The organism is Streptomyces chumphonensis, assembly GCF_014779715.1.
Lineage (GTDB): Bacteria > Actinomycetota > Actinomycetes > Streptomycetales > Streptomycetaceae > Streptomyces > Streptomyces chumphonensis.
In genome coordinates this window covers 82705-95743 of sequence record NZ_JACXYU010000001.1, presented here as the reverse complement: position 1 = coordinate 95743, position 13039 = coordinate 82705, and the positions used below count along the sequence as shown (strand labels likewise).

At 72.4% G+C, this 13039-nt stretch carries 13 protein-coding genes; 6 read left to right on the top strand and 7 right to left on the bottom strand.

Translation table 11 applies throughout. From position 1 onward, the window contains the following. Nucleotides 1–104 precede the first annotated feature (104 nt). Nucleotides 105–1631: a S8 family serine peptidase gene (locus IF129_RS00295; protein WP_191207331.1), complete on the bottom strand. Its 1527-nt coding sequence runs from the start codon at nucleotides 1629–1631 to the stop codon at nucleotides 105–107. A 373-nt stretch (nucleotides 1632–2004) separates the two neighbouring features. On the opposite strand from IF129_RS00295, the gene moaA reads away from it, so the two are divergent. After that, nucleotides 2005–2994, top strand: coding sequence for a GTP 3',8-cyclase MoaA (gene moaA / locus IF129_RS00290; protein WP_191207330.1), 990 nt, complete (start codon nucleotides 2005–2007; stop codon nucleotides 2992–2994). Here moaA and IF129_RS00285 read toward each other — a convergent pair. After that, the gene (locus IF129_RS00285; RefSeq protein WP_191207329.1) at nucleotides 2977–3246 is read right to left on the bottom strand and encodes a hypothetical protein; all 270 of its coding nucleotides are present in this window, start codon (nucleotides 3244–3246) and stop codon (nucleotides 2977–2979) included. The genes moaA and IF129_RS00285 overlap by 18 nt on opposite strands. A 190-nt stretch (nucleotides 3247–3436) precedes the next feature. Then, nucleotides 3437–3871 carry a DUF3099 domain-containing protein gene (locus IF129_RS00280; protein ID WP_191207328.1) on the bottom strand — a complete coding sequence of 145 codons (435 nt, stop codon included), beginning with the start codon at nucleotides 3869–3871 and terminating at the stop codon, nucleotides 3437–3439. A gap of 206 nt (nucleotides 3872–4077) precedes the next feature. Between IF129_RS00280 and IF129_RS00275 the strand changes: the two genes are divergently transcribed. Next, the gene (locus IF129_RS00275; protein WP_191207327.1) at nucleotides 4078–4359 is read left to right on the top strand and encodes a GlsB/YeaQ/YmgE family stress response membrane protein; all 282 of its coding nucleotides are present in this window, start codon (nucleotides 4078–4080) and stop codon (nucleotides 4357–4359) included. An 80-nt stretch (nucleotides 4360–4439) separates the two neighbouring features. Here the strand turns inward: IF129_RS00275 and tyrS are convergent, their stop codons facing one another. Genes tyrS through IF129_RS00260 form a run of 3 tightly spaced genes read right to left on the bottom strand, consistent with a single transcriptional unit; the run spans nucleotide 4440 to nucleotide 8819 of the window. After that, the gene (gene tyrS, locus IF129_RS00270; protein WP_191207326.1) at nucleotides 4440–5855 is read right to left on the bottom strand and encodes a tyrosine--tRNA ligase; all 1416 of its coding nucleotides are present in this window, start codon (nucleotides 5853–5855) and stop codon (nucleotides 4440–4442) included. Nucleotides 5856–5907: 52 nt separating this feature from the next. Further along, a complete protein-coding gene (locus tag IF129_RS00265; RefSeq protein WP_191207325.1) occupies nucleotides 5908–7302 on the bottom strand; it encodes a metallopeptidase TldD-related protein in 1395 nt (464 codons plus the stop codon). Continuing rightward, nucleotides 7299–8819, bottom strand: a complete 1521-nt coding sequence (locus tag IF129_RS00260; RefSeq protein WP_191207324.1) for a TldD/PmbA family protein — start codon at nucleotides 8817–8819, stop codon at nucleotides 7299–7301. Before IF129_RS00260 ends, IF129_RS00265 begins: the two co-directional genes overlap by 4 nt. A gap of 258 nt (nucleotides 8820–9077) precedes the next feature. On the opposite strand from IF129_RS00260, the gene fabG reads away from it, so the two are divergent. Together fabG and fabI are read left to right on the top strand one after the other, a co-directional pair. Next, on the top strand, nucleotides 9078–9782 hold the full coding sequence (fabG, locus tag IF129_RS00255; RefSeq protein WP_191207323.1) for a 3-oxoacyl-[acyl-carrier-protein] reductase: 705 nt from the start codon (nucleotides 9078–9080) through the stop codon (nucleotides 9780–9782). Nucleotides 9783–9787: 5 nt separating this feature from the next. Further along, the gene (gene fabI, locus IF129_RS00250; protein WP_191207322.1) at nucleotides 9788–10567 is read left to right on the top strand and encodes an enoyl-ACP reductase FabI; all 780 of its coding nucleotides are present in this window, start codon (nucleotides 9788–9790) and stop codon (nucleotides 10565–10567) included. Nucleotides 10568–10649: 82 nt separating this feature from the next. On the opposite strand, the gene IF129_RS00245 is transcribed toward fabI, so the two are convergent. Then, entirely contained in the window at nucleotides 10650–11123 is a 474-nt protein-coding gene (locus IF129_RS00245; RefSeq protein ID WP_191208193.1) for a GbsR/MarR family transcriptional regulator, read from the bottom strand. 100 nt (nucleotides 11124–11223) lie between these two features. On the opposite strand from IF129_RS00245, the gene IF129_RS00240 reads away from it, so the two are divergent. After that, on the top strand, nucleotides 11224–12153 hold the full coding sequence (locus tag IF129_RS00240; RefSeq protein ID WP_191207321.1) for an ABC transporter ATP-binding protein: 930 nt from the start codon (nucleotides 11224–11226) through the stop codon (nucleotides 12151–12153). A gap of 37 nt (nucleotides 12154–12190) precedes the next feature. Next, entirely contained in the window at nucleotides 12191–12961 is a 771-nt protein-coding gene (locus tag IF129_RS00235) for an ABC transporter permease subunit (protein ID WP_191207320.1), read from the top strand. Nucleotides 12962–13039: the final 78 nt, after the last annotated feature.

The window sequence follows — 13039 nt, the reverse complement described above, 5'->3', positions numbered from 1 at the left end:
GTCCGTCCGCTCCGGAAACACCGCGCGGCCGGACCCCGGGCGGGGTCCGGCCGCGGGCTCGCCGGGGGCGCCTCGGTCGAGGCGGGCCGTCCGGCGCCGTCAGGTCACTTCACGGCGGCGAGGGCGTCGACGATGCCGTAGCCGTAGAAGCTGTTGATGTGCTGGGTGCCGGTGCAGGAGGCGGCCCAGCGCCCGTCCCCGCTGGGGTCGAACTCTCCCTCGGGGCAGGGGGTGCTGACGGCCTGCGCCTTCAGCCGCCAGGCCAGCTCCTGCGGGGTGACGTGCGGGTCCTCGCTCTTGATGAGCGCGGCGACGCCCGCGACGTACGGTCCGGCCATCGAGGTGCCCTGGAGGAACGCGTACTCCCCGTCCGGCATGGTCGACAGGACCCCGCCGTTCTTGGCCGGGGCGTCCGGGATCTGGTAGCGGGCGTCACCGCCGGGCGCGGCGATGTCGATCTCGCCCAGGCCGTGGTTGGAGAAGTAGGACTTGACGCCGTGTGAGCCGGTGGAGGCGACCGAGGTCACGCCCGGCAGCTGGGTGGGCATGTCCGGGCACACGCTCGGGTCCACGGTCCGCTCGACGGGGGTGGTGTCGTTCGGGCTGGAGGTGTCGGTGAGTTCGTCGGCGGCCAGGTCCATGTTGGAGTTGCCCGAGGAGGTGACGTGGGCGACGCCCTCACGCGTGGCGTACGCCATCGCCCGGGTCACGGCCTCGACGAGGGCGCCCTGGTCCTCGTCGTCGCGGCAGGCGAACAGCCACGGGTCGATGTAGTAGCTGTTGTTGGTGATCTCGACGCCGGTCTCGGCGGCGAACATGAAGGCGCACACGACGGCCTCGGTGTAGAAGAGGCTCGTGCCGGGCTCGCTCACCTTGATGGAGGAGACCTGGACGCCCGGGGCGGCTCCGGCCACGCCGATGCCGTTGCGGGGGGCGGCCACGATGCCGGCCACGTGCGTGCCGTGGTAGCTGCCGTCCACGTACGGGCGCCAGGCTCCCGCGCTGGTGTCGGCGACGCCGCCGACGCAGTTGGCGGACTGGGCGGCGGAGAAGTTCGGGGCGAGGTCGGGGTGGGTGTCGTCGACGCCGGTGTCGATGACGGCGACGGTCACGTCGCGGCTGCCCTCACTGATGCGGTGCGCCTCGTCGGCCTTGATCTGGGGCAGCGGCCACTGCAGCGACTCCAGCGGCTCGTTCGTCGCGCCGTCGGCCTGGGCCGCGCGGAAGCCGTCCTTGGGCGGCTTGACGTACTCCGGCTCGCCGACGTCCGTCGTCGCCGCCGGGGTGAGCGGCGCGGTGCGCGTCGCCCCCGCCGATTCGATGCCCCGCTTGGCGCGCATCTCGTTGCCGAAGTCCGGGTCGTCGGAGTGGGCGACGACGACGCCGATCTCCTCGTAGGCCGTGACGACGGTGCCGCCCGCCTTCTTGACGGCCTTCTTGGCCTTCTTGACCGCCTTCTTCGACGCGTCGGTGTTGAGCACGTACGACAGCGTCGGGCCCTCCTCTGCGGCGGGCTTCCCCTTCGCGAGCGCCGTGGCCGCGCCGGGCATCAGCCCGAGCGAGACGGTCAGGGCCACGCCTGCGGGTACCGCGAGCAGGCGGCGCCGTCTGGACAGGGGGCTCAATGCCATGGGGTCTCCATGTGGTCGGGGGGTGGACTTGGGGGTCGTGCTTCCCGGGCCCTCGTGGTTCCGGGCCGTTCCGGGCCCCTTGGGCCGTACGGGTCCTCTGGGTCCGTGCGGCGGCGTCGGACGGTGGCGTGGCGCGCCGCCGGGCGCTGGGCGTCCGGGCACGGCGCGTCAACCCGCCGTCCGGTAAACGGGGTTGGCCGTCCGGGGGTCGGAGGGAAGCTATCGCCGCCCGACGTCGAACGGCAATGATGAGTCAGATATACATCAGAAATTAACAGAGGGTGGTCATATCGTCACTTCAACGATCTGTTGAATGGTGGCGGGCTCGCGTACGCTGCCCAGCAAGGCTTCAACCGTGGGAGGACTGGCGCGCATGCTCATCGACACGTTCGGCCGGGTCGCCACCGACCTGCGGGTCTCGCTGACCGACCGCTGCAACCTGCGCTGCACCTACTGCATGCCCGAGGAGGGACTGCAGTGGCTCGCCAAACCCGAGCTCCTCACCGACGACGAGATCGTCCGCCTCGTGCACATCGCCGTCACGGAGCTGGGCGTGGAGGAGGTCCGCTTCACCGGCGGGGAGCCGCTGCTGCGCCCCGGGCTGGTGTCCGTCGTGGAGCGCTGCGCGTCCCTGGAACCACGGCCGCGGCTCTCGTTGACCACCAACGGCATCGGCCTGGAGCGCACCGCGACCGCCCTGAGGGACGCCGGCCTCGACCGCGTCAACGTCTCCCTGGACACCCTCGACCCCGAGGTGTTCCAGCGGATGACCCGCCGCAAGCGCCACGCCGACGTGCTGCGCGGCCTGGCCGCCGCCCGCACCGCCGGGCTCACGCCCGTCAAGGTCAACGCCGTCCTGATGCCCGGCCTCAACGACGCCGAGGCGCCCGACCTGCTCGCCTGGGCGCTCGAGAACGACTACGAGCTGCGGTTCATCGAGCAGATGCCGCTGGACGCCCAGCACGGCTGGAAGCGCGAGGGCATGATCACGGCCGGGGACATCCTCGCCTCCCTGCGCACCCGCTTCACCCTCACCGCCGAGGGGGAGGACGAGCGCGGCTCCGCGCCCGCCGAGCGCTGGCTGGTGGACGGCGGCCCGCAGCGGGTCGGGGTCATCGCCTCCGTCACCCGGCCCTTCTGCCGGGCCTGCGACCGCACCCGGCTGACGGCCGACGGGCAGGTCCGCACCTGCCTGTTCGCCACCGAGGAGTCCGACCTGCGGGGCGCGATGCGCTCGGGCGCGGACGACGCCACGGTCGCCGGGCTCTGGCGCACCGCGATGTGGGGCAAGAAGGCGGGCGCCGGCATCGACGACCCGTCCTTCATCCAGCCGGACCGCCCGATGTCAGCGATCGGCGGCTGATCCGGCGCCGCCCTCCGGCCCGGCCGGGCCCCCCGGCCCGCCCGGCGCCTCCCAGTCCGTCAGCGCCACCACGTCCTTGAGGAAGCCGCGCACGCCGAGGAAATGCGCCAGGTGTTCGCGGTGCTCCTCGCACGCCAGCCACGTCTTGCGCCGCTCCGGGGTGTGCAGTTTGGGGTTGTTCCAGGCCAGCACCCACACGGCCGGTGCCCGGCACCCCTTGGCGGAACAGATCGGCGTCGCATCCTCGGTCACCCGCCCATCCAAGCATGTGACCTGCGGACATGACGACGCCGGGCAGCCACGGGGGGAGCTGCCCGGCGTCGATCGTCGCTCCGACGGGGGATACGGAGCGCCTAGGAAGTATGGCACGCAGGGAACGCCCGCGTGACCCGAACGGCCATGATGGGGCCGAGCCGGTGCCGAGCCTTCGCCCCGGCGCCCGTCAGCCGTGGGCCGAGTGCCGCCGGGACCCCGAAGTGGCGTCCGGTGCCGACGTGGCACCGGGTGCCGTGAACCTCGCGGAGCCGGTTCCCGCGCCGCCCGGGGCGGGAGGTCGCTCACCGGCCGTCTCGACGTGCGAGGGCGCCAACGCCGCCCGCTCGGGCGGGACGTCGAACGTCGACGGCAGCCCCGGGGCGTTCTCCCGTCCCGCGTTGGCGACGACGACCGCCACGTACGGCAGCACCCCGCCCAGGACCAGCGTCACCACCGCCAGCGGGACCCACACGTTCCACAGCAGCACCGTCAGCACCACGGAGAGCGTCCGGATCAGCATGGAGATCACATAGCGCCGCTGGCGCCGGCGCACGTCGTCCGTCAGGCCCTGCCGTGCCCCGGTGATCCGGTACACCTCGGGGCCGTGCTGCTTCCGCGTCACCCTGAACCACCCGCTCGCCCGCCGTTCCCGGCGTATCCGTGGATATCGCCCGACGCCTCCACGGTACGCCCACCCGCCGAGCCGCCCCGCCCCGGGGCCCGGCCGCCCGCCCTCACCCGTTCGGGTCAGCAGCGGATGAGCACGGCGGAGTTCTGTGGGCAGCCTGGAGGTCGCACGTCCACACGCCCGCCGCACGAGGAGGCGACATGAGTTGGTTGTGGGCAATCATCGTGGGACTGGTCCTGGGAGTCCTGGCCCGGGCGATCCTCCCCGGCAAGCAGGACATCCCCATCTGGCTGACGATCATCTTCGGCATCATCGGCAGCCTGCTCGGCAACGCGGTGGCGGGGTGGATGGGCGTCGACGACACCGACGGCATCGACTGGATCCGGCACCTGCTGCAACTCGCCGGCGCCGTCCTGATCGTCGCCCTCGGAGCGCCCCTGTGGGCGTCCGTCAGGCGGGGGAAACGCTCCCATTCCCGGTAGCGCGCCACCGTCGCCGGTCGGACCGGGTGGGGCGCCGGACGGAACCCCTCGAAGCGGGTCCGTCCGGCGCCCCACGTCCGCTACAGCCCGCTCACCCCGGCGACCTTCCGGCCCGCCTTCAGGTACACCGAGCCCCGCACGTCCAGCTCGGCCAGCTTCTCGGCCGCCACCTCGGCCAGCGGACGCAGCGCCTCGCCCTCGGTGAGGACGACCGCCCGCTGCTCGCCGCCGTCCGCCGGCTCGACGACCATCCGCAGTCCGTTCTGCTTGGCGATCCGCCGGGCGGCGGAGGCGCTGGGCGTGAACCGCAGCACCTTGGTGAGCACGGCCGCGATGCCCTCGCCGCCGTGCTCGGCGACGTCCACCACCGGCAGGGTCTCCACGTCGGTGAAGGACTTCTTCGAGAACTGGGCGACGAACCCGGCGCGCGCCGCCATCGCCGCCTCCTGCCCGTGGAGCGCCGAGACGACCTCGCCCGCCAGGACCTTCTTCAGGTCCATCGGGTGCAGGGAGCGCTCCTCGATCCGCGCCGAGACGACGTCGAGCTCGGCGTCCGTCCACTCCGTCCAGGCCCGCAGGTACGGGACCATCAGCCGGTCGGGGATGGACATGATCTTGCCGAACACGTCGTCGGGCCGCGCGGTGAGGGCGATGTAGTTGCCCTTGGACTTCGACATCTTCGCGCCCGAGCCGTCCGTGCCCTCGATGAGCGGCATGGCGGCGATGAGCTGCGGCTGCTGACCGTAGATCTCCATCACCCGCCGGCCCATCTGCATGTTCAGCAGCTGGTCCACACCGCCCAGCTCGAGGTCGCAGTGCAGCTCGGCCGAGTCGATCGCCATCGCGACCGGGTAGATCAGCTCGGACATCGTCAGCCCCGACCCGGCGGCCAGCCGGTTGCGGAAGTCCTCCCGCTGGAGCAGCTGCGAGGCCGGGACCTGCGCGAGGATGCCGATCAGCCGCGGGAGGGTGATGCCGGCCAGCCACTCGCTGTTGTGCACGAAGCGGACCCGATCGAAGTCGAAGAACGGCCGCACCTGCTCCCGGTAGGTGGAGAGGTTGCGGGCGATGTCCTCGTCCGTGAGCGGGGGCCGCTCCGCCGTCCGGCCCGAGGGGTCGCCGATCTTGGCGGTGATGTCGCCGATCAGCACCGTCACGTCGTGGCCCATCCGCTGGAAGCGGCTGAGCACGATGAACGGCACCGCGTGCCCGAGGTGCACCTCCGCGCCCGTCGGGTCGATGCCGAGCTTGACGTGCAGTCCCCGGCCCTCGGCCCGCCGCGCCTCGATCTGCTCGGCCAGCTTCTCCGCACCCGGCAGCAGCTCCACCGAGCGCGAGGCGATCAGCTCCGCCTGGTCCTTCGCCGGGAGGTCGGCGAGGTCCATATAACGCCGCGAGCCCGTCTCGGTGAGCAGCTGCTCCACCGTGGCGTCGGAGGAGAGGTCCTGCGCGAGCAGCGCGGTAGCGCGCCGCACGGAATCGCCGAGGCGTGTCACGTTGCGTCCAAAGGATCGGGGAACGGATGGGTCGGGGAAGAGTCTATGCCGGTCACACCCCCTGGCTCACCGAGCTCATGTTGAAGTCCGGCACGCGCAGGGCCGGCATCGCCGCCCGGGTGAAGTAGTCCGACCACTCGCGCGGCAGGGTGCGCTCCGTGCGCCCCGCCTCGGTGGCGCGGCCCAGCAGCCCCACCGGCGACTCGTTGAAGCGGAAGTTGTTCACCGCCGCCGTCACCTCGCCGCCCTCCACCAGGTAGACGCCGTCCCGGGTGAGCCCCGTGAGCAGCAGCGTCGCCGGGTCGACCTCGCGGATGTACCACAGGCAGGTCAGCAGCAGCGCGGGCCGGTCGTGGCCGGAGGCGGCGACCATCTCCTCCAGGGAGCGCTCGCCGCCGCCGTCCAGGACGAGGTTGTCCACCGGCGGCGTCAGCGGCAGCCCGGTCAGCCCGGCGGAGTGCCGCGTGGTGAGGAGGTGGCTCAGCGTGCCCTCGCGCAGCCAGTCGGTGGCCGTCAGCGGCAGCCCGTTGTCGAAGACGGACGCGTCGTCCCCCGAGGCGTGGCTGACGACGAACGGCGCCGCCTCCAGTCCCGGGTGGCCCGGGTCGCTGCGCAGCGTGAGGGGCAGCCCGGCCAGCCGCTCGCCGACGCGCGTCCCGCCGCCCGGTGTGCTGAAGACGCTGCGCCCCTCGGCGGCGTCCCGCGCCCCGGAGGACCACAGCTGGTAGATCATCAGGTCGGCCACGGCCGTCGGCGGCAGCAGCGTCTCGTACCGTCCGGCGGGCAGCTCCACCCGCCGCCGCGACCAGGCCAGCCGCCGTGTCAGCTCCGCGTCCAGCTCGGCCGGGTCGACGTCCCGGAAGTCACGGGTCGCGCGTCCGGTCCAGGCGCTGTGCTCGTCGGTCTTCGCGTTCAGCTCCAGCGTCCCGGTGGGCTGGTCGTGCCGCAGCCGCAGCCCGGTGGAGCTGCCGAGGTAGGTGGAGACGACGCCGTGGTGGGCGAACCCGTACAGCTTCCGGCCGCCCGCGCGGGCCGCCGCGAAGCACGCGCCGAGCGCCGGGGCGAAGTCCTCGAACACCTCCGCGGAGGTCTCGGCCGCCGGAGCGGTGAAGTCCGCCGACGCCGCGACGCCGGAGACCAGCGGCTGGGCGTCCTCGGCCGGCCCCGCCGTGCGCGCGGCCTCCTCCGCCGCCCGGACCAGCGGCTCCAGGTCGGCCTCCGTCACCCCCGCCCGCGAGACGACACCGGAGGCCGTGCCCCGCCCGCCGTCGGCCGTCGCGACGACGGTGACGCCGCGCCCGCGCGTGACGCCGTTGGTCGTCAGCGCGTTCCCGGCCCAGCGCAGGTTCGCCGACGACTCCTCCTCGGCGATGACCACGCACCCGTCGGTCCGTGACAGGGCCAGGGCGCGCTCGACGATCTCGTGCGGTGCGGTGGGCTTGCTCATCGGCCGGCCTCCTGGGTGGTGTTGAGGATGTTGACGCCGCGGAAGAGCGCGGACGGGCAGCCGTGCGACACGGCGGCGACCTGGCCCGGCTGGGCCTTGCCGCAGTTGAACGCCCCCGCGAGCAGGTACGTCCGCGGCCCGCCGACCGCCTCCATCGAGCCCCAGAAGTCCGTCGTGGTGGCCTGGTACGCCACGTCCCGCAGCTGCCCGGCGAGCCGGCCGTTCTCGATGCGGAAGAAGCGCTGCCCCGTGAACTGGAAGTTGTAGCGCTGCATGTCGATCGACCACGACCGGTCCCCGACGACGTAGATGCCCCGCTCCACCCCGGCGATCAGCTCCTCGGTGGACGGTCCGTCCGGCGCGGGCCGCAGCGAGACGTTCGCCATGCGCTGCACCGGCACGTGCGCGGGGGAGTCGGCGAAGGCGCAGCCGTTGGAGCGCCCCAGCCCCGTCAGCCGCGCGATGCGCCGGTCCAGCTGGTAGCCGACGAGCACCCCGTCCCGGACGAGGTCCCAGGACTGCGTCTCCACGCCCTCGTCGTCGTACCCGATGGTGGCGAGCCCGTGCTCGGCCGTGCGGTCACCGGTGACGTTCATGGCGGGCGAGCCGTACTCCAGGGTGCCCAGCCGGTCGAAGGTGGCGAACGAGGTGCCCGCGTAGGCGGCCTCGTAGCCCAGCGCCCGGTCCAGCTCCGTCGCGTGCCCGACCGACTCGTGGATCGTCAGCCACAGGTTCGTCGGGTCCACCACCAGGTCGTAGGCGCCCGCCTCGACGCTCGGCGCCGCCATCTTCTCCGCCAGCAGTCCCGGCAGCACGGCCAGCTCCGCGTCCCAGTCCCAGCCGGTGCCCGTCAGGTACTCCCAACCGCGTCCCACCGGCGGGGCGACGGTGCGCATCGAGTCGAACTCGCCGGACTCCGCCACCGCCACCGCCGTCAGCTGCGGATGCACCCGCACCCGCTGCTGGGTCGTCGTCGTGCCCGCCGTGTCGGCGTAGAACTTGTTCTCCTGCACCGCGAGCAGCGCGGCGTCCACGTGCGCGACGCCCTCGGCGGCCAGCAGCCGCTCGCTCCACTCGCGCAGCAGTCCCGTCTTCTCCTCGTCGGGGACGTCGAAGGGGTTCACCTCGTAGGAGGAGATCCACGTCCGCTCCCCGTGCCCCGGCTCGTCCGCGAGCTCCACCCACTCGTCCGAGCCGGCCGCCCGGATCACCCGCGCCGACAGCTTGGCCATCGACACCGCCCGGGCGGCCACCCGCGCGGCCGCCTCCATCGTCATGTCGACACCGGCGGCGAAGCCCCACGCCCCGCCGTGCACCACCCGCACCGCGTATCCCGCGTCCGTGGTGTCCGAGGAGCCCGAGAGCCGGGCGTCCCGCAGCCGCCAGTCCGCGCTGCGCACCCGCTCGCACCGGAAGTCGGCGTGGTCGGCGCCGAGCGCCCTGGCCCGGGCCAGGGCGGCGTCCGCCAGCTGTCGCAGCGGCAACGCCGCGAAGGTCTCGTCGATCGATCGTGGCACAGCAGTCCTCCCGAGGTCGCACGCCGATCATGCCCTGCCCCCGCCGCGATTCCCACCGGGTTCCGGGCCACCGGCGGGGCGGACCGCGGGTTCTGTAGGAAGTCCACAGGGGTGTGCCGGGGGCCCTGTGGGCGCCCGAGTCCGTGCCGCGTCGGCGGGACCGATAGTTTGCATGGTGCACGGCCCGACCCGGCAGGACCGGGCCGCGACCACGCGACGGACACGACGCACAGCTCGACAGATTGGAAGGGTGGTCCCTTGAGCCGCTCGGTTCTCGTCACCGGAGGAAACCGCGGCATCGGCCTCGCCATCGCCCGCGCACTCGCGGACGCCGGCGACCAGGTCGCCATCACCTACCGGTCGGGCGAGCCGCCGGCCGGGTTCCTCGCGGTCAAGTGCGACATCACCGACCCCGAGCAGGTGGAGCAGGCCTACAAGGAGATCGAGGAGAAGCAGGGCCGGGTGGAGGTGCTGGTGGCCAACGCCGGTGTCACCCGCGACCAGCTCCTCCTGCGCATGTCCGAGGACGACTTCGCGTCCGTCCTGGACACCAACCTCACGGGCACCTTCCGCGTCGTCAAGCGCGCCGCGCGCGGCATGCTGCGCGCCCGCACCGGTCGGATCGTGCTCATCTCCTCCGTCGTCGGCCTGCTGGGCTCGGCCGGTCAGGCCAACTACGCGGCCTCCAAGGCCGGGATGGTCGGTTTCGCCCGCTCCCTCGCCCGGGAGCTGGGCTCGCGCGGCATCACCTGCAACGTCGTGGCGCCCGGGTTCGTCGACACCGACATGACCCGCGTGCTGAGCGACGAGCAGCGCGCCTCGATCACCGACCAGGTGCCGCTGGGCCGCTACGCGCAGCCCGAGGAGATCGCCGCGACCGTGCGCTTCCTGGCCTCGGACGAGGCCGCGTACATCACCGGAGCCGTCATTCCCGTTGACGGCGGATTGGGCATGGGGCACTGAACGATATGAGTGGACTGCTTGCCGGCAAGCGCATCCTGGTCACCGGGGTGCTCACGGACGCGTCGATCGCCTTCCACGTCGCGAGGCTCGCCCAGGAGGAGGGTGCCGAGGTCGTCCTCACCGGGTTCGGCAGGCTGACCCTGGTGCAGCGGATCGCCCGGCGGCTGCCCAAGGAGGCGCCCGTCATCGAACTGGACGTCCAGAACCAGGAGCACCTGGACTCCCTCGCCGCCCGCGTCACCGAGCACCTCGGTGAGGGCGTCGGGCTGGACGGCGTCGTGCACTCCATCGGGTTCGCCCCCCAGGACGCCCTCGGCGGGAACTTCCTGCACACCGGCTGGGAGTCCGTCGCCACGGCCGTCGAGGTCTCGGCCTACTCCCTGAAGTCGCTGACGATGGCCCTGCTGCCGCTGCTGGAGCAGCGCGGCGGCTCGGTCGTCGGCATGGACTTCGACGCCCAGGTGGCCTGGCCCAAGTACGACTGGATGGGCGTGGCCAAGGCCGCGCTGGAGTCGACCTCCCGCTACCTCGCCCGCGACCTCGGCGAGAAGGACGTCCGCTGCAACCTCGTCTCGGCCGGGCCCATCAAGTCGATGGCCGCCAAGTCCATCCCGGGCTTCGAGGAGTTGGCCGACGTGTGGAACTCGCGCGCCCCGCTCACCTGGGACCTCACGGACCCGGAGCCGGCCGCGCGCGGCGTGGTCGCCCTGCTGTCGGACTGGTTCCCCAAGACGACCGGGGAGATCGTGCACGTCGACGGCGGCGTGCACATGATGGGGGCCTGAGCCCCCTCGTACCGCGAACGGTCGCGCCCCGGACGCACGGTCCGGGGCGCGACCGTTTCCGCGTCGCAGCGCGGAGGCCTGGTCAGTCCTGGCCGGCCTCGTACTGTTCCAGCCACTTGTCGATGAGGGCGGCCATCTCCCGCTGCATGAAGCCGTAGAAGTGCTGCATCTCGTCCAGGCGGCGGCCGGGGGCGCTGTCCTTGCCCACCACCTTGAGGCCCTCGGAGGCCGCGTCCCACATGCTGTCCAGCAGGGCGTTCTGCTTGCCCATCAACGTGGCCCAGGCGTGTTCGCGGAAGCGGTAGTGGTCGCGGCGGCTTCCGGGGGCCGGCGCGCGTTCGACGATGCCGGTGGGGATCAGCTGCTTGACGGCGCCGGAGACCGCGCCGGTGCTGATCTGGAGCTCCTGGCACAGGTCGGCCGCGGTCATGGTCTCGTGGCGGCTGAAGAGGAGCGCGGTCATGACCCGGGCCGTGGCCTTCTGCATGCCGCTCTCGGAGAGCGTCAGCGCGAGCCTCTCGGCGGCTTCACGGAGCTGTGCGTCCTTCTCGTCCATCTCGTCCACGCGATTCCTCCTCGACAACTCCGACCAGCATAACGAATCCGAACAGAAATCAGAGGCTTCAAAATTCTCTGAATCCTGTTACTCTGTCGCCATGGACAATGTGATGGAGCTCCGAGAGCTCACCAAGGCGTACGGTGCGCGCCGCGGCCTCACCGGGCTGACGCTGCAGGTGAGGCGGGGCGAGGTGTTCGGCTACCTCGGGCCCAACGGCGCGGGCAAGTCCACGACGATCCGGCTGCTCCTCGACCTGATCAGGCCGACGTCGGGTGAGGCGCGGGTGCTGGGGCTCGACCCCCGTGCGGACGGTGTGGCCCTGCGCCGCCGGGTCGGCTACCTCCCCGGTGACTTCGTCTGCGACGGTCGCCAGTCGGTCCGGGCGTACCTGCGGTTCCTCGCCGCTCTGCGCGGCGGCGTCCCGCAGACCGCGATCGACGCGCTGGCCGACCGGCTGGGGCTCGACCAGACGGCCCGGATCAAGAGCCTCTCCAAGGGCAACCGGCAGAAGGTCGGTCTCGTGCAGGCGTTCATGCACGAGCCGGAGCTGCTGATCCTGGACGAGCCGAGCGCCGGCCTCGACCCGCTCATGCAGCAGACGTTCCTGGACATGGTCGCCGAAGCCTCGGCCGCCGGGCAGACCGTCTTCATGTCGAGCCACATCATGAGCGAGGTGGAGGCCGTCGCCGACCGCGTGGGCATCATCCGCGACGGGCGCCTGGTGGCCCTCGACGCGGTGGCCAACCTGCGCTCGGGAACGGTCAGGGACATCGAGGTGACCTTCGACGCGGCCGTCCCCCCGGGCGCGTTCGAGGACGTGGCCGGGGCCGACCGGCTGCGCCTGGACGAGACGCGGACGGTCCTGACGGGCCAGGTGGCGGGCAGCCCGGACGCGCTGGTCAAGGCGCTCGCCGCGCACACGGTCCTCAGCCTGCGGGCGACCGAGCCCGCCCTGGAGGAGCTCTTCCACACCTACTACGACGGCGCGGAAGCCGCCCCGAAGGCGACGTCGGCGAGTCGGTCCTGACCGCCGCCCGTCGCCCGGAACCCTCGAAAGGACCCACGTGAGCTCCGCCGTCTTCGCCAAGTCCCTCACCGACAGCCGCCGCGGCCTCATCGGCTGGGCCGTCGGCATCGCCCTGGTCGGCGTCGTGTACGCCAGCACCTACCCGTCCCAGAAGGAGAACACCGCCAACCTTCCGGAGGCCCTGCGCGAGAGCCTCAATATCGACGCGACCGCCGCGGGCTACCTGCACGCGAGCGTGTTCGGCGTCATCCTGCCGCTGCTGGCCATGGTCTACGGCATCATGGCGGGCTCCCGCGCCGTCGCCAGCGACGAGGAGAGCGGGCAGCTCGACCTCCTGCTGGCCCACCCCGTGACGCGGACGAGCCTGGCGGCGCAGCGCTTCTGGGCCCTGACCGTCGGTGCCCTGGCCATCGCCGTGCTGGTCTGGCTCGGACTGCTGACCGTCCGGAGCAGTGCGGAGCTGACGAGCGTCACGCCGCTGGAGTTCCTGGCGCAGTGCCTGAACCTGGCGCTGCTCGCGGTCTTCTTCGGCGCCCTGGCCCTCGGGGTGGGGGCCGCGACGGGCAAGCGGAACGTCGTCCTGGCAGCCAGCGCCGCCGTCGGCGTCCTGGCCTACACGGCCAGCACCTTCGCCGGTCAGCTCGACGCCGACTGGCTCGCCTGGCTCACCCCGTTCCACTACTACATCGGGGGCGAGCCGCTGCGGAACGGCTTCCAGTGGGCCGACGCGGCCGTCCTCGTGGTCGCCTCGGCCGTGTTCGTCGGGGTGGGCCTGTTCCGGTTCAACCGCCGGGACGTCAACGCCTGATCCGTGCCGCCCCGGCACCGGCCCCCTCTGCTGGGGTCGGTGCTGGGGCGTTCCCCGGTGCGTGCGGGGTCCGGGGCC

Coding starts and splice junctions, on each gene's coding strand:
- IF129_RS00295 (WP_191207331.1), bottom strand. CDS start 1,631: ATGGCATTGAGCCCCCTGTCCAGACGGCGCCGCCTGCTCGCGGTACCC.
- moaA (WP_191207330.1), top strand. CDS start 2,005: ATGCTCATCGACACGTTCGGCCGGGTCGCCACCGACCTGCGGGTCTCG.
- IF129_RS00275 (WP_191207327.1), top strand. CDS start 4,078: ATGAGTTGGTTGTGGGCAATCATCGTGGGACTGGTCCTGGGAGTCCTG.
- IF129_RS00265 (WP_191207325.1), bottom strand. CDS start 7,302: ATGAGCAAGCCCACCGCACCGCACGAGATCGTCGAGCGCGCCCTGGCC.
- fabI (WP_191207322.1), top strand. CDS start 9,788: ATGAGTGGACTGCTTGCCGGCAAGCGCATCCTGGTCACCGGGGTGCTC.
- IF129_RS00245 (WP_191208193.1), bottom strand. CDS start 11,123: ATGGACGAGAAGGACGCACAGCTCCGTGAAGCCGCCGAGAGGCTCGCG.
- IF129_RS00240 (WP_191207321.1), top strand. CDS start 11,224: ATGGACAATGTGATGGAGCTCCGAGAGCTCACCAAGGCGTACGGTGCG.